Origin of the sequence: Sphingobacterium alimentarium, from assembly GCF_004342685.1 — a bacterium.
Taxonomy (GTDB): domain Bacteria; phylum Bacteroidota; class Bacteroidia; order Sphingobacteriales; family Sphingobacteriaceae; genus Sphingobacterium; species Sphingobacterium alimentarium.
This window is the reverse complement of sequence record NZ_SMBZ01000060.1, coordinates 1-15,372: the sequence shown is the minus strand read 5'-3', so window position 1 is coordinate 15,372 and position 15,372 is coordinate 1. Positions and strand designations below refer to the sequence as shown.

At 39.7% G+C, this 15,372-nt stretch carries 13 protein-coding genes and 2 tRNA genes; 8 read left to right on the top strand and 7 right to left on the bottom strand.

Annotation, left to right across the window (positions count from 1 at the left end):
• Nucleotides 1-2,322, bottom strand: a 2,322-nt coding sequence (locus EDC17_RS15415; RefSeq protein WP_132778963.1) for an alpha-ketoacid dehydrogenase subunit alpha/beta, incomplete at its 3' end; no start/stop codon positions are given.
• Between the two features lie 131 nt (nt 2,323-2,453).
• Here EDC17_RS15415 and EDC17_RS15410 point away from each other — a divergent pair.
• Nucleotides 2,454-3,185 (top strand): hypothetical protein, encoded by a 732-nt coding sequence (locus tag EDC17_RS15410; protein ID WP_132778961.1) that lies wholly within the window; start codon nt 2,454-2,456, stop codon nt 3,183-3,185.
• 112 nt (nt 3,186-3,297) lie between these two features.
• On the top strand, nt 3,298-3,750 hold the full coding sequence (locus EDC17_RS15405; protein WP_132778959.1) for an NUDIX domain-containing protein: 453 nt from the start codon (nt 3,298-3,300) through the stop codon (nt 3,748-3,750).
• Nucleotides 3,751-4,092: 342 nt separating this feature from the next.
• Here the strand turns inward: EDC17_RS15405 and rlmH are convergent, their stop codons facing one another.
• The 5 genes from rlmH to EDC17_RS15380 all read right to left on the bottom strand — a co-directional run bounded on the left by rlmH (nt 4,093) and on the right by EDC17_RS15380 (nt 7,812).
• Nucleotides 4,093-4,566 (bottom strand): 23S rRNA (pseudouridine(1915)-N(3))-methyltransferase RlmH, encoded by a 474-nt coding sequence (gene rlmH, locus EDC17_RS15400; RefSeq protein WP_132778957.1) that lies wholly within the window; start codon nt 4,564-4,566, stop codon nt 4,093-4,095.
• A gap of 101 nt (nt 4,567-4,667) precedes the next feature.
• Nucleotides 4,668-6,035, bottom strand: coding sequence for an MBL fold metallo-hydrolase (locus tag EDC17_RS15395; protein WP_132778955.1), 1,368 nt, complete (start codon nt 6,033-6,035; stop codon nt 4,668-4,670).
• A gap of 21 nt (nt 6,036-6,056) precedes the next feature.
• Nucleotides 6,057-6,836: a sulfite exporter TauE/SafE family protein gene (locus tag EDC17_RS15390; RefSeq protein ID WP_132778953.1), complete on the bottom strand. Its 780-nt coding sequence runs from the start codon at nt 6,834-6,836 to the stop codon at nt 6,057-6,059.
• Nucleotides 6,837-6,846: 10 nt separating this feature from the next.
• Nucleotides 6,847-7,260, bottom strand: a complete 414-nt coding sequence (locus EDC17_RS15385; RefSeq protein ID WP_132778951.1) for a DUF6691 family protein — start codon at nt 7,258-7,260, stop codon at nt 6,847-6,849.
• A gap of 3 nt (nt 7,261-7,263) precedes the next feature.
• Nucleotides 7,264-7,812 carry a YeeE/YedE family protein gene (locus tag EDC17_RS15380; RefSeq protein WP_132778949.1) on the bottom strand — a complete coding sequence of 183 codons (549 nt, stop codon included), beginning with the start codon at nt 7,810-7,812 and terminating at the stop codon, nt 7,264-7,266.
• A 197-nt stretch (nt 7,813-8,009) separates the two neighbouring features.
• Between EDC17_RS15380 and EDC17_RS15375 the strand changes: the two genes are divergently transcribed.
• The 6 genes from EDC17_RS15375 to tnpC all read left to right on the top strand — a co-directional run bounded on the left by EDC17_RS15375 (nt 8,010) and on the right by tnpC (nt 13,131).
• Nucleotides 8,010-10,040 (top strand): M3 family metallopeptidase, encoded by a 2,031-nt coding sequence (locus EDC17_RS15375; RefSeq protein WP_132778947.1) that lies wholly within the window; start codon nt 8,010-8,012, stop codon nt 10,038-10,040.
• A 200-nt stretch (nt 10,041-10,240) separates the two neighbouring features.
• Nucleotides 10,241-10,316: transfer RNA gene (locus EDC17_RS15370), tRNA-Gly, on the top strand.
• Nucleotides 10,317-10,321: 5 nt separating this feature from the next.
• Nucleotides 10,322-10,409 (top strand) — tRNA-Leu (locus EDC17_RS15365).
• Nucleotides 10,410-10,987: 578 nt separating this feature from the next.
• Nucleotides 10,988-11,269, top strand: coding sequence for an IS66 family insertion sequence element accessory protein TnpA (gene tnpA, locus EDC17_RS15360; protein ID WP_243646177.1), 282 nt, complete (start codon nt 10,988-10,990; stop codon nt 11,267-11,269).
• Nucleotides 11,269-11,607, top strand: a complete 339-nt coding sequence (tnpB, locus tag EDC17_RS15355; protein WP_132778945.1) for an IS66 family insertion sequence element accessory protein TnpB — start codon at nt 11,269-11,271, stop codon at nt 11,605-11,607. The genes tnpA and tnpB overlap by 1 nt, the downstream gene beginning before the upstream one ends.
• A gap of 48 nt (nt 11,608-11,655) precedes the next feature.
• Nucleotides 11,656-13,131 (top strand): IS66 family transposase, encoded by a 1,476-nt coding sequence (gene tnpC / locus EDC17_RS15350; protein ID WP_132778943.1) that lies wholly within the window; start codon nt 11,656-11,658, stop codon nt 13,129-13,131.
• 186 nt (nt 13,132-13,317) lie between these two features.
• Here the strand turns inward: tnpC and pepF are convergent, their stop codons facing one another.
• On the bottom strand, nt 13,318-15,192 hold the full coding sequence (gene pepF / locus EDC17_RS15345) for an oligoendopeptidase F (RefSeq protein ID WP_132778941.1): 1,875 nt from the start codon (nt 15,190-15,192) through the stop codon (nt 13,318-13,320).
• Nucleotides 15,193-15,372 lie beyond the last annotated feature (180 nt).

The following is a 15,372-nucleotide window of genomic DNA, read 5'->3' as shown; positions in this document are numbered from 1 at the left end:
CCCGTCCGATCCATATGGCGGGCGATGAGGTTTTGCGGATAATGTTCTTGGTTTACTATCTAAGTGATAATAGCCATTTTGATTCTCCAAAATCTGCTGCAAAATAAATGCAGATGCGCCACCAGGCATATCTTCATCCACTACCAATATTCTATTTGTTTTGGACATCGACGCTCCACATACTTGTGTGCGGTCGAATGGTTGCAAACACTGCGCATCTATGATTTCAATAGATATGCCCAACTTATCCAATTCCATTGCTGCTTCTTGTACCAATCTTAATGTCGAGCCATACGAAACAACCGTGATGTCACTGCCTTCACGAATTACTTCGGCAATACCAATAGGAACGGTAAATTCAGCAATATTATGAGGCATTTTTTCTTTAAGACGATAGCCATTGAGGCATTCGACTACCAAAGCAGGGTCATCTCCTTTTATCAAAGTATTGTACATTCCCGCCGCTTGGGTCATATTACGGGGTACGCAAATATGCAGCCCGCGCAATGCACCTAACAATACCGTCATCGGCGAACCTGAATGCCAAATCCCTTCAAGACGATGGCCGCGTGTACGAATAATGACAGGAGCCTTTTGCTGTCCTTTCGTCCGGTAGCTTAGGGAAGCTAAGTCGTCGCTTAACACGGGAAGTGCATAGATTAGATAATCCAAATACTGTATTTCGGCGATCGGTCGCAGACCTCGCGCAGCTAGGCCTATACCCTTTCCGATAATCGCTGACTCACGGATACCTGTATCGAAAATTCGGCCCTCACCAAATTTCTCCTGTAATCCCGCAAACCCTTGATTCACATCACCAATTTTTCCGACATCTTCACCAAAGGCGATAAGGCGGTCATCATTTTGAAAATTAGCTTCAAAACAAGCATTCAAAACCTCTCTACCGTCTATAATCGGTGAATCCTCCGTGTATATAGGTTCTACCGCTTCCACTTCGAGGGGCGAATATTCATTCTCTACAAATAGCTTACTGTTGTATCGATCTTTGTTGATTTCTTGCTTGGAGGTATACCACTGATTAAATTCCGCTTTCTCCGCCGAATTATCAAAACGCAAATCACGTAAGACCTGACGAACTGTTGAGTAAATTTCTTTTAACGAGGGTTCAGTCGTACTTTTTAGGATATTAAGAGGAAGTTCGACCATAGGATTGCTTAGCTTGGTCAATTGCTCCACAGCTTCATCCAATTCAGCCTGTAGGAGTTTTCTATAGTCCACCCATGCGCGTTTTTGTTCGCTTCGCACATAATCCTTTGCTTCCGATTCTATATTTTTTAATTCTTCTTCTGTCGCTATGCCTGCATCCAATAACCATTGGCGCATTTTAGCATTACAATCGTACTCTGTTTCCCATTGTAAGCGCTCTTTGGATTTATAGCGCTCGTGCGATCCCGAAGAACTATGTCCTTGAGGTTGTGTAAGTTCGGTCACATGGACTATGCATGGAATGTGCTTTTCACGGGCCGATCGAGCTGCCAAAGCGTAGGTCTCGCACAATCCCGGATAATCCCAACCTTTTACCTTAAATATTTCAAAACCTGCATTTTTTTCATCACGCTGAAAACCACGAATGACTTCAGAAATATCAGATTTGGTGGTTTGTACATCATTAGGCACCGAAATCCCGTAGCCATCGTCCCAGATTGATATTACAGCCGGTATTTGTTTCACTCCCGCCGCATTGATGGTTTCCCAAAAGACACCTTCAGACGTCGAGGCATTGCCCACATTACAGAAAACGACTTCATTGCCGTTGTCCGAAAAATATTTTAAATATGATAAATCCTTGTTATTACGGTAGATTTTAGAAGCCAGTCCCAACCCAAGTGTGCGTGCCATCTGGCCACCTGTGGTAGAAATATCCGAAAAACTGTTTTTTTGTTGCAATTGATTCTTCCAACGTCCTTCTGAATCGGTCAAAGCAGTAGAAAAATGTGCCACCATCTGTCTGCCTGCAGACGAAGTGTCGGCCTCCAAACTTGGGTTTGCGTACAACTGAGAGAAAAAATGATATATACTACTTATCCCTGTAGCGAAGGCTAAGGTCTGATCCCGGTAATAGCCTGATCGCCAATCCCCTTCTTCGAATACTTTTGCTAAGGCAATTTGCGCGACCTCTTTACCATCCCCAAAAATACCAAATTTAGCCTTACCTGTTAGAACCTCTTTCCTTCCCAATAAACTTACATATCTACTCTGAACAGCAGCCTCATAATCCTTAAGAATGATTTCTCGGAAATCATCATAACTCAATTTTGAAGTTGCAATATTCATCGGTGCATTCAGTTTCGAATCTATCATTAACTTATATTCTTATTCAACAAAAGTAACAATTTAACTCTTCACAATATAACCAATAATTTAATATTACTCCTAAATTATAGGCAAGAAATATGTACTTTTAACCACAACTTAGAGAATTAAATCAGAATATGAGCGCAACAGATAAAGATATTAATCCCGAAGTGGGATTAGGAGATTTGGAAAAGACGGTGATACTTAATTCATTATTAGAAGTACCTTTTGAAGAACGAGACCAATCTTGGGTAGACAGTTTTTTGGCAGCAGTAGATCAAGCCAATTTAAAATTAGGGAGCCCAGAAGTGGTCATGGCGAGTGATGGCTTTCCTTATATTCAATTACAAAATGTGCAAGCGGACGAGAGCTTTCAAGCTTTTGTGATCAGTAAGCAGTTACCTACTCTATTGATGCAGGGATTTGGTGTCGTAATTAATCCGCAGAATCAAAGACCGGATTGGGTATTCTCATACGGTGATATCGTAAATTACGAACTGACAGATTCTTTCTATACGGATGATAGTATTTTTTCGAATAATAAAGAACAAATTATTATCAGTCAAGATGAACAAATTTTGGTTGGAGCACCATCCGATAATATTCTACCGAAATACTTAAGAAACCAACTGCGTGAATTCTTAAAACATATGGGCATCGAAAAGCCTAAAGCGATGATGATTGCCCGCAACTATAAGGATGAGCAAGAAGTAAAACAAGATTTGGTATTCAATTTTACGCCTCCTCAGCTTGGCAATGAAAAAACTTTTGAACAGATTTCCACGACATTAGGCTGGTTGTTGCCCAAGCATTATTCGGTGCTATTTGTCGAGGAGAGTGCCGTAGCCAATGGATTTGTAGAGATTTAATACGCGTATATTAGCATTCGCAAAAGATTAGGGAGTTGTTTCCTTACGCTGTCGATTTCCATGAATTGCGCAGCGAGGAAAAGTTTTACCAAATAGAAAAGCAAAAAAGGAGATGTTTCCATTCAATGTTAGAGTATACGGAATACTTAGAAACGAAAATAATGAGATACTAATCACCGATGAGAGAACACAGAGTGTATCTTTTACTAAGTTTCCGGGTGGAGGATTAGAATATGGAGAAGGATTGATCGATGCGCTCAAAAGGGAGTTTGTCGAAGAGTGCGACTTAAAAATAGAGGTAGTAAGGCATATTTATACGACTGATTTCTATGAAAAATCAAGTTTTAACAATAGCCAGATCATTTCTATTTATTATGAAGTACAACCCTTAGAGGAACTTAGAATAGATTTGAAGCATAGACCTTTTGATTTTGACGATACCATTATCGCAGATAAGCTAGAAGTTTTTCGTTTGGTGGATGCTGATAAACTACAGGTTAACGACCTTACCTTCAAAACGGACAAAAGAGCTTTCGAAATATTTAAAAATTTAATAAATAGGTAAAATAATAGGAAATATTATTTTTTTATATAATTTTTTGATTTATTAGAACTTATTTTGCTAAATTTATATCATCGATAATCCTTGAAATATTTCATGTATCGATGCCCTATTCTCTTTTCATAAGAGATAAATAGTTAGTGTGATTTTAAGGCGATACTCCCAATATCGCCTTAATTATTTTTTAACGCATGAAAAATGCTAATAAAATGATAATAGCAGCACCTGCTATAATAAGCCACGTAAAGCTTCTACCGCCTTCATTTGTCTTGTATTTATAATCTCTTTTAAATTTATCCATGTCCATTTTGACCTCCTGATTTAATTGCTGATTACTTATTTTTTCTATTCGTGATGATAGGGTTCCCCTTTCATTATCGTAAAAGCTCTATATATTTGCTCTACAAAGAAAAGACGGACCATCTGATGTGAGAATGTCATCTTTGATAATGAAACAAATGAATTAGCACGTTGTTTGATTTCATCAGAGAAGCCATAGGGCCCACCAATCAAAAACACTACATGCTGCACTCCTGCTACCATTTTTTTCTCGATAAAAGAAGAAAATTCTAAAGAGCGGTATTCTTTTCCTCGCTCATCCAACAAGACTACATGATCCAAAGTACTTATATGCTTTTTGAAGGCTTCAGCTTCTTTCTCCTTTTGTTGGGACTCCGAAAGGTTCTTCACATTTTTAATGTCCGGAATTACCACTATCTGAAAAGTTATATAATGCTTGAGTCGTTTGAGGTATTTATCAATTCCTTCCTGAATAAATTTATCATCTGTCTTTCCAATGCATAATAGCGTTATCTTCATGCTGCAAATTTGAAATAAATATAGGAAGATTTAAAATAGAATTATCCGTATATCCTGATTTGAGAACGAACAGATTCTGTCATACTTCCTAATAAAATAAATTAAGTAGCTACAGGATATTTCTTAGCCAGCCAATCTTGCATGCTTCCTATATAGGTTTTGACATCTTTATATCCATGACGCATCAAATACGATGAGGCAATCGTAGCTCTATCCCCTGCCTGACATTGTATGATGATAGGACGATCTTTGTCTACTGCTGGCAATTGCTTTGCTAGTTTCCCAACGAAATGATGTTTAGCCCCGGGTATATGTCCTTTTCGATATTCGACAGCACTTCTCACGTCTAGCAAAGTTGTGTTTTCATCTTTTATCTGCTGAGCAACCTCCTCGGCATTTACGATTTCTCCTTCGACTAACTCTCCTTCAACTTTTAGCATAAAAGCTTCGATGTTGTCCATTCCAATACGCATGAGCTTACGTGTAATTTCCTCATGCAATGGCGATTCCGCAATGATTACCAAAGGCTTATCATAAGGCAACATCCACCCTGCCCAGTTTGCCAAACTCTTGTTATTCTGAATGTTTATGGATGTAGGTATATGACCTTTCGCGAAGTCAAATTTATTTCGCGTATCCACAATTATAGAATCTTCTGGTATCTCATCTACGGTTATAATGGGATGTTGGGGAACAGAAGTCAGCAATGGGCGATCTATTTTGTTCAGTTTCTTCATCTGCCCAAAGTAGTAAGGTGCTTCGGGCTGATCATGGAATAATTCGTTTTTAAAGGTCTCAAAATCTTCGTGCTGCAAGGCCCAATTTCTGATTTTCTCATAACCTACTGTCGAATTAGGGACTGCACCTAATGCTTTTCCGCAGGCTGAACCTGCACCATGCCCAGGCCATACCTGAATGTAATCTGGCAACGATTTGAATTGCTGAAGAGAGTCAAATAATTGTTTGGCGCCTATTTCTTTAGAACCAGCGATGCCGACGGCTTCTTCCAACAAATCGGGACGTCCAACATCACCTACAAATAGAAAGTCTCCCGTAAAAAGCATTACCGGAAGATCTGTCGCAGGATGATCAGTGAGCAAAAAAGACAAACTTTCTGGCGTATGACCTGGCGTATGTATGCTTTCAAACGACAAATTGCCCACCCGGATGATATCTCCGTGTCTCATTCCTATATGTGGGAATTCGTATTGCCAGTCTGTGCCTCCCTCATCCGATAAAAATAATTTAGCACCAGTCAGTTCGACCAACTCTCTACTACCCGACAAAAAATCTGCATGTATATGTGTTTCTGCCACGTGAGTGATTTCAAGATTGTTTGCTTCAGCAAGCGCTAAATACGTGTCTACATCGCGCTTAGGATCAATTACAATCGCTTCTTTCGTCACTTGACAACCTATCATATAGCTCGCCTGTGCCAATGTCTTATCATATATTTGTTCGAAAAACATAGTTAATCTCCTTCTATTTATTTAAAATAAACCTAATTCTTCCATTAATACCAATGCTGCAACAATAAGTATTCCGTACGAAAATAGCTTCTTCAAACTCGGACCGTCTATTTTGTTGCTGAAATAGAATCCGATGAATATCCCGACTACGGTAAGTCCGGTGTACATGAGTAGCAAATTCCAATCAAAAAGATTGATTCTTCTCCAATCGCCCAACAATCCTAACATCGAATTAATAGCTATGAGCACGAGAGATGTAGAAACAGCTTTCTTCATGCTGAGATGAAAGAAATTTGTTAGCGCTGGAATAATCAAAAATCCCCCTCCGGCACCTACTATTCCGGTGACACTGCCCACTAGCACACCTTTGGTAACAACACTGATAAAAGAAAAATGCTGCTTAGGAACCTTAATTTCGTGCATCATCGCAAAAGCAGCAAACAACATTAAGATTGCAAAACAAACCATAAGAACGGTTTCTTGCGCTACCACATACGTCCCTATATGAAATTCATCCGGAATCAGAGGTACAATATACTTACGAGTCACAAAAACTGAAATCATAGAAGGTATACCAAACTTTAGCAGTTTATCTATATCCACATCGCCCTGCACCAATCCCTTGACCCCGCCTATAATAGATGTCGACCCAATCGCAAAGAGCGAATAGGCGGTCGCCAACACAGGATTGACGCCAAAGATGTAAACGAATATCGGCACTGTCAAAATTGACCCTCCACTGCCTACCAGACCTAGGGTGATACCAACAAAAACGGCTAAAAGCAGTCCTAATATGATCATTGTTTATTAATTAGTGTGGCAAATATTTACGAAGTAGTCCATAGACGTAAGTGCCTAATAAAGCACCTAAAATGACTATAATTATAGAAAACACGCCCGAACCTAATAACACAAATATGGGTCCTGGACACGCTCCTACCAATGCCCATCCCATACCAAAGAATGTACCTCCAATGGCATAACGCAAAATGGACTGTGCTTTAGGTTCTATACGAATAGGCTGCCCGTCCACATCTTTGGCTTGGCTTCGCTTTAAATATTGAATTCCCAAAACGCCAACCACCAAAGCAGAACCGATAAATCCATACATATGAAAGGATTGGAAACTAAACATCTCAAAAATTCTGAACCATGATGCCGCTTCGGCCTTATACATCACGATTCCAAACGCTATTCCTAATAATACAAATACAAAATTTCTCATCGTCTAAAATATGTAAGGAAACAAAACATGAACCATTAATAATCCACCAATAAAAAATCCAATAACAGCTACGAGCGAAGGCCATTGCAAATTACTTAATCCCGAAATAGCATGCCCTGAAGTACAGCCACCGGCATAACGAGTGCCAAATCCAACCAAAATTCCTCCTACAAAAAGAAGGATAAGATTTTTGGCGTCGAGGTTAAAGAACAGCTCCGGCGGTAAATAAGTGGTTCCTGCACTTTCGAATCCATAGGATTTGAGTGTGCTGATCGTATCCGCTGAGATCGGTGGTGCCTGGTGCTCGCTCAGTAGATGCGCTCCAACAAATCCCCCAATCATCGACCCAAAGAGAAACAACAGATTCCAGCGTTGTGATTTCCAATCGAAATCAAAAAAATCACAATGTTTGCCAGCGCCCAAAGCCGAACACATAGTCCGAAAATTGGATGAAAAACCAAAGGATTTCCCCAGCTTAATAAGTAGCAACATGATAAAGGCAACCAAAGGTCCTCCTACATACCATGGCCATGTTCCGTACAATGCTTCCATATGCAATAATGATAATAAATGTTAAAAAGAAAACAGTTATCTGTGGTCATAAGTTACCAATAAGATTGTATTTATCGGTCAAAATATTCATAAAACTATGTCATAAATGAGTATTCGTCGCGGTAAAATCGATGCGACATATCGTCTTTGACCAAAAAGTGATTAATATTTCACAAAATATTTCTAGTTTTATCGCTATGGCAATTTTAACAGAAAAATTTAATACCCCACATGATACAGCCCCCTTTTCGCAGATCAGCGAAAAGCATTATCTTCCGGCATTTGAGGAAGCTATAGCACTTACCAAAAAGGAAATTGAGGATATCGCGAATAATCCCGAGCCTCCAACTTTCCAAAACACCATCGAAGCGCTTGCTTACTCCGGTCAGACATTGGATCGTATAAGCAATATTTTTTTCAACTTACACTCGGCTAACACGAATGATGAGATGGAAAAAATAGCACAGGAAGTTGCGCCGAAATTATCGGCTTTGGGTAATGATATTACGTTGAATCTGGACCTTTTTGTGCGCGTAAAAACCGTATATGAACAAAAGGAAAGCTTAAATTTAACTCCGGAACAAGAAACTTTACTCAATAAATCATTCAAAGACTTTGCGCGTAATGGTGCTCTTTTGGATGATGATAAAAAATCAAAACTTCGCGACATTGATGCGAAATTATCTGTTCTGAAACTGAAGTTTGGTGAGAATGTACTCGCGGATTCGAATGCTTATCAATTGCACCTTACCAACGCGGATGACTTAAAAGGTTTACCTGAAGGCGTGATAGAAGCGGCAGCCGCATTGGCCAAATCCGTAGGAAAAGATGGTTGGATATTTACATTGGATTACCCGAGCTACATTCCTTTTGTTACCTACGCAGACAATCGATCCTTGCGGAAAGAAATTGCTTTGGCAGCCGGTCGTAAAGGATTCCAACAGAATGACAACAACAATGAAGCTAATGTGATGGAAATTGCTCAACTGCGTTTTGAGCGTGCCCAGCTATTAGGATATGCCACGCATGCGGATTTTGTGCTAGCCGAACGTATGGCAGAATCACCTACCAATGTGAATGCGTTTTTAAACGATCTATTGGCAAAGGCTAAACCTGCGGCAGAAAGAGAATTTGAGGATTTAACCGAATTTGCGAAGCAAAAAGATGGTATTACGCAATTGGAAAAATGGGACGGTGCTTATTATGCAGAGAAACTAAAGCAAGAACGGTTTCAGCTGGATGATGAATTACTAAAACCTTATTTTAAGCTCGAAAACGTGCTAAATGGTGCCTTTGCTGTTGCCAATAAGCTTTTTGGCCTCACATTTACAGAAGTTCAAAACATTGATAAATACCACCCAGAAGTTCAAACATTCGAAGTCAAAGACGAAAAAGAGAATTTGATTGCAATCTTTTATGCGGATTTTTTTCCGCGCAAAGGAAAACGTCAAGGTGCATGGATGACTTCTTTCAAACCACAATATATCAAAGATAATGTGAATGAACGCCCTCACGTATCCATTGTATGCAACTTCACGCCAGCAACAGAAACCAAACCAGCGCTATTGACATTCAATGAAGTCACTACCCTATTCCATGAGTTTGGTCACGCTCTACACGGAATGCTTGCCAATACCACCTACCCTAACCTTTCAGGGACATCGGTGTTCTGGGACTTCGTAGAGCTACCTAGTCAGATTATGGAAAATTGGTGTTATGAAAAAGAAGCCCTAGCGCTTTTCGCTATGCACTACCAAACTGGTGAATTAATCCCAATGGAGTTGGTAGAGAAAATTAAAGAATCAGCAACATTTTTGGAAGGAATGGCTACGCTACGACAATTAAGCTTTGGATTGTTGGATATGGGATGGCATGGCCAAGATCCTTCATCTATTGCTTCGGTCAAAACGTTTGAAAAAGCACAGTTTGAGGCTACACAATTGTACCCAGATGTAGAAGATAATGCCATGAGTCCTTCCTTTTCCCATATTTTCAATGGAGGTTACTCTTCGGGGTACTACAGCTATAAGTGGGCTGAAGTTCTAGACGCCGATGCCTTTGAATATTTCAAAGAAAATGGAATATTCAACAAAGAAATTGCCACCAAATTCCGAGATAATATCCTTTCTAAAGGTGGTACTATACATCCTATGCAACTGTATAAACAATTCCGCGGTCAAGAACCGCAAGTCGACGCCCTGCTAAAAAGGGCCGGATTAAGTGCATAACCCTACCCAGCCTGCTTCTACAGAAAAGTAGGCTATTTTTTTAAAAATTATTCATACTGATTATCAAACATATGAGGTTATAAAGCTTTAAAAGCTATATTTTATTTCAAAAACATTTTGCAGAAATGGATTATACCTCTATATTTGCATCATCAAATCGGAAGGACGCGATGTCCAGACAACTTGAAAGACTTCAATAAGCGAAAATAGCTCAGCTGGTAGAGCACAACCTTGCCAAGGTTGGGGTCGCGAGTTCGAATCTCGTTTTTCGCTCCAGAGTCGCCTAGGTGGTGGAACTGGTAGACACGCAGGACTTAAAATCCTGTTCCTGTTAAAGGAGTGCGGGTTCGATTCCCGCCCTAGGTACCAAAAGCTCGACAGTTTGTCGAGCTTTTTTGTTTTATACTATACCTCTTCTATTCTCATCTCTTGCATTAATAGTCTCATAAATAATCACACCTTCTCACAGCCACAAAACATTGTCCTTAAGACCAGGATATTGCTTTCTATTTGTCCTCTATGCCGGACTGGTATCTTTCTTTTGTCTTGGCAAAAGAAAGCAAAACCGTGTCGCTGAAAAATTTCACAACTACGGATTCCTATTCCTACATTTCCGTGAAATTTTGTTAGGCGACATTTTCGGTATAGAAAGGCTTGCTCCACAATTCCAATGTTTCTTGCACTAGCCATAATATCGACCTCGCATTCTGACTGCGTGATTCTTTTGAATCAAATCCGTGAAAAACAAAATTTTGTTTGAGCGTAGCGAGTTTAATTTTGTTTAGGATTTGAAAGAAAGAATAGCATAAAAGAATGCAGTCTTGATTTTTTGAATACTTTTTTATCAAGAAAAAACCTTCAAAGAGGTCTCTTGAATGCCATAGAAAACGTATCCGTCCGACCAAGTACATGTTTTATAAGGGTTATCTAGTTTCGATCTTTGTTGCATGAGCATACAAGAAAAAAGAGAATATATGCTATCGATGATAGCAGACTGGCAGCAGAGCGGAAAAAGTAAGAAGGCATACTGTTTTGAAAAGGGGATCAATGAGGCCAAGTTTTATTATTGGATTTCCCGAATTAAAGAAAGTGATAAGTCCGCTGTTGGCTTTTTAAGTATCGATAAAGCCAGTAAAAACAGTGCTATTGAAATTATCTATCCCAATGGTGTACGTATTAAGGTAGAAAACGACCTTGGGCTTCTCTCTCAATTGATTCGTTTGTACTGATGTTTGCTCTAGGCTCATCACATAGATTTTATCTGTATGATGGTTTTTGCGACATGAGGAAGTCTTTTGATGGACTTTGTGGACTGATCAGTTCAGGGATGCAACGGCAGGCTACTAGTGGAGAGGTGTTCGTGTTCCTAAACCGTAGCCGTACGCACGTGAAGCTGTTGCATTGGGAGAAGGGTGGCTTTGTGTTGTATTACAAACGTTTGGAAAGCGGAACTTTTCTGGCGCCACACACAAAAAACAACGAGTTGTCCTGGAGTGATCTGGTACTGATGGTTGAAGGCATACAGGTTGTAAAAAGCATTCAAAAAAGACGTTCTTCTTTGACTTAAAAGCGGTTTATTGTAGGATAAAAGCCGCTTTTTCCGTATATTTACACTATGGAACAAGCTCTGGAAAATCTCTCTAAAGAGGACCTTCTCAAGGTCATTTTCAGCCGTGATGAAAAGATAGATTACCTAGAGTCCCAACTCGCCATGTACAAGCGTATGCAGTTCGGACAGAAGCGTGAGCGCTTTGAAGGCGATCCTGATCAGACTATGCTTCCTTTTAATACGGAGTCTGCTGAAGTAGAGCAGCAACAGGGAGAAATCAAAGAAAAAATCGAGTATGTACGTAAACGTCCTAACCATAAAGGACGTGCGAAATTGCCTGCACACCTTCCTGTGGAAGAGATTGAAATCCATCCCGAAGGTGATCTATCCCAAATGGTCTGTATCGGTAAAGAAATTACGGAAGAATTAGAATGCGAGCCTGCTAAATTCTATATCAAACGTTACATCCGTTATAAATATGCTGCCAAAGATAAATCTGCCGTAGCAATTGCCGAGCTTCCTGAGCGTGTAATCGACAAAGGAATCCCTGGGGCGAGCCTGTTAGCGATGATTCTGACCGCTAAATACATGGATCATCTCCCACTATACCGACAGAAACAGATCTTTGCAAGGGAAAACATACAAATAGCCTCCTCAACGATCGAAGGATGGACCAAACAAGCGCTAGAAAAGCTGGAACCACTCTATGAGCAGCTTATCTTCGACACCAAAACACAGGGGTATTTACAGGTTGATGAGACACCAATAAAAGTACTGGATAGCGAAAAAAAAGGTGCTACCCATCAAGGTTATTATTGGGTCTATCACGCTCCATTGGAGGGTATCGTGCTGTTTGATTATAGTCCTAGCCGTGGTGGTATTGCGGCTGTGCCCATGCTCGGGAACTTTAAAGGTTATCTTCAGACAGATGGGTATGGCGTATACGAAAAGTACGGCAAAAAGAAAGAAGTGACGCACTTGGCCTGTTGGGCGCACGCACGTCGTGAGTTTGAAAAAGCATTGGATAATGATAAGCAGAGAGCGGAAAAAGCATTGCTAATGATCCAAAAACTTTATGACGTTGAACGTCAGATCAAAGATGGTGAGTTGGACGTTAAACAGACCAAAGAACGCCGTCTAGCCGAATCACTGCCCGTTATCAACGAGCTTGGCAAATGGATGTTTGAGGAAATAAAAAATACACTCCCTAAGAGCCAGATCGGAAAAGCAATGGCGTATGCATACGCCAGATGGGATGCGCTATCAGCTTATTTATACGATGGAAAACTCGAAATCGACAATAATCTTGTCGAAAATGCAATCAGACCTGTAGCCCTCGGAAGGAAGAACTACCTTTTTGCAGGAAGCCATGAAGCAGCACAGCGTGCAGCAATGATATACTCTTTTTTTGCAATCTGCAAAAAGCATGAGGTAAACCCATTTCAGTGGTTAAAACATACGCTGGGAAATATTATGTCCATAAACCACAAAAATCTTAAAGAGCTATATCCTCAAAACTTTAAAAAATTAGCTGACCTGTAGTTCGTGGGGCGGATACTAGAAAACCAAATAGTTGATGAAAAACTATTATGCCTCACCGGCATAGAGGTGAGACTTCGCTGTTGGAGCGAAAACTAAAGAACCCTTTCCTCTCTTAGAGATATAAAAATTAGCAGAAACAAAAAATGCCGTATTACTACGGCATTCCTATTAATTATACGCTAAAACTTACTTTCCTAATCGTGTAAGAATAGCTTCCATTTCAGTGATAACTTTATTAACCTTTGCAATAGTCAGATCAAACGGTTCGGAAGAGTTCATGTTTACACCCGCATCTTCAAGAAGCTCTACTGGGTATTTTGAACCACCTGCCGCTAAAAAATTAAGATATTTCTTACGATCTTCATCCGTGCCATTCAATACTTTTTCTGACAAAGCTGTAGATGCTGTATACGAAGTCGCATATTGATACACATAGAAATTATAGTAGAAATGCGGAATGTAAGACCATTCAGATTTTACATTGTCATCTACGATACACACATTCTTATCATGACCGTAATATTTACGCGTCAATTCCAAATACATGCGATCAAAGTCCTCTCCAGTTAATGCCTCGCCTTTGCCCACTTTATCATGGATCATTAGTTCAAATTCTGCAAATTGAGTCTGACGGAACAATGTTCCCTTCGCTCCTTCCAAATAATTCCCCAAAATTGCTAAACGCGTTTTGTCATCTTTGATTTGCTTCAACATATAATCATTCAACAACTCCTCATTCAATGTTGACGCAACTTCAGCAACGAAAATAGAATAATTCGCATTAGCAAAATCTTGTTTCTTATTGGCTAAATAACTGTGCATAGTATGACCCAATTCGTGCGTAAGTGTCGACATGTCGTTGTACTTGCCATTATAATTCATCAAAATATAAGGATGTACATCATATGCTGAGCCATTAGAATATGCGCCCGAACGTTTACCTTCATTAGGGTACATATCGATCCAGCGCTTATTAAAGGCTTTCTTAGAAACATCCACATATTCCTTACCTAATGGTTTCAACGAGTTAAGGATGTTGTCAATAGATTCTTCCACCGTATAAGACAAGTCCACCTGCTCCACCAATGGCGCATATAAATCATAATAGTGAAGTGTCTCAAGACCCATCATACGTTTACGAAGATTCAAATAGCGATGAAAGGTCTCCATATTGTTGTTCACATTTTTCACCAAATTATGATATACCGCTGTAGGTATATTACCCCCATCTAATGCGCTTTCTAATGTGCTATTGTAATTTCGGGCTTTCGCATAGAACAAGGCAGTATTTAAGTTGCCATAAAGCGTTGTTCCTAAAGTACGTTGAAATTGATTTAACTTATTGAAGTAGGTTTCGAATACTTTGGCGCGCAAATCTCTATTTTCACTTGCTCTATATAATGCAAAATTGGAAGAATTAAGTTTTACTACTTTGCCATCGATTTCAATATCAGCATACGGAAATTCGGCATTCATAAATGTGTTGTACACGGATGATGCATTCCCAGACATCAATGATGAATACGCCAGCGTCCTTTCTACCTCTTCCGAACCTTTGTGTGCGCGCTTACGCAACAAATCTGATAAATAAAATCTGTAGGTCTCCAGGCCTTTCTCTTGCTGAATAAAAGACTTCAATTGCTCATCATTGAATGTCAAAAGCTCAGGTACCATAAAAGATGTCAAAGCCCCATACTGCGAAAATAATTGCGACAATTCTTGCTTCATTCCCGCGTATTTAGTCACTCTGGTATCCTGATCGGATTTCATAGATGCGTAAGAAGATAAACGCACCATATCTTTAGCAATCTTGGTATTAAACCGCAAGGCTTCCAATAAGGACGAAGCCGATTGAGTAAGTTTGCCCTTGAACTGCGCAGCTTTCTGCATTTCAGTCTGAATACGATCCTTCTCTTGTTTCCAAGCTTCATCAGAACTATACAAATCTGTGAGATTCCACTTGTATTTATCAGGCAATTCCTCTCTTACCTTCATTTGACTAACAGCTATAGAAGTAGAAAACAACATCACCGCTGTCATTAATTTAGTTTTTCTTAACATATACTTTTAATCTATTCCAGACTAAAGTACAAAGTTTTTTGAAATTTTGTAACTACCTAATCCACTTTGGAAAGAAAATATTAATTAATCGAGTAGGAAGATAGGGATTATTTCCCTATCTGTCCTCTCACACCACCCGGCATACGGATCCGTACCAAGGCGGTTTGTTAGAATAACGTC

Bases quoted from the DNA above. Each gene is read 5' to 3' on its own strand.
- EDC17_RS15395 (WP_132778955.1), bottom strand. From the start codon at position 6,035: ATGTTTTTCGAACAAATATATGATAAGACATTGGCACAGGCGAGCTAT.
- pepF (WP_132778941.1), bottom strand. From the start codon at position 15,192: ATGTTAAGAAAAACTAAATTAATGACAGCGGTGATGTTGTTTTCTACT.
- tnpB (WP_132778945.1), top strand. From the start codon at position 11,269: ATGTTTGCTCTAGGCTCATCACATAGATTTTATCTGTATGATGGTTTT.
- EDC17_RS15380 (WP_132778949.1), bottom strand. From the start codon at position 7,812: ATGGAAGCATTGTACGGAACATGGCCATGGTATGTAGGAGGACCTTTG.
- rlmH (WP_132778957.1), bottom strand. From the start codon at position 4,566: ATGAAGATAACGCTATTATGCATTGGAAAGACAGATGATAAATTTATT.
- EDC17_RS15375 (WP_132778947.1), top strand. From the start codon at position 8,010: ATGGCAATTTTAACAGAAAAATTTAATACCCCACATGATACAGCCCCC.
- EDC17_RS15390 (WP_132778953.1), bottom strand. From the start codon at position 6,836: ATGATCATATTAGGACTGCTTTTAGCCGTTTTTGTTGGTATCACCCTA.
- EDC17_RS15385 (WP_132778951.1), bottom strand. From the start codon at position 7,260: ATGAGAAATTTTGTATTTGTATTATTAGGAATAGCGTTTGGAATCGTG.
- tnpA (WP_243646177.1), top strand. From the start codon at position 10,988: ATGAGCATACAAGAAAAAAGAGAATATATGCTATCGATGATAGCAGAC.
- EDC17_RS15405 (WP_132778959.1), top strand. From the start codon at position 3,298: ATGTTTCCATTCAATGTTAGAGTATACGGAATACTTAGAAACGAAAAT.
- tnpC (WP_132778943.1), top strand. From the start codon at position 11,656: ATGGAACAAGCTCTGGAAAATCTCTCTAAAGAGGACCTTCTCAAGGTC.
- EDC17_RS15410 (WP_132778961.1), top strand. From the start codon at position 2,454: ATGAGCGCAACAGATAAAGATATTAATCCCGAAGTGGGATTAGGAGAT.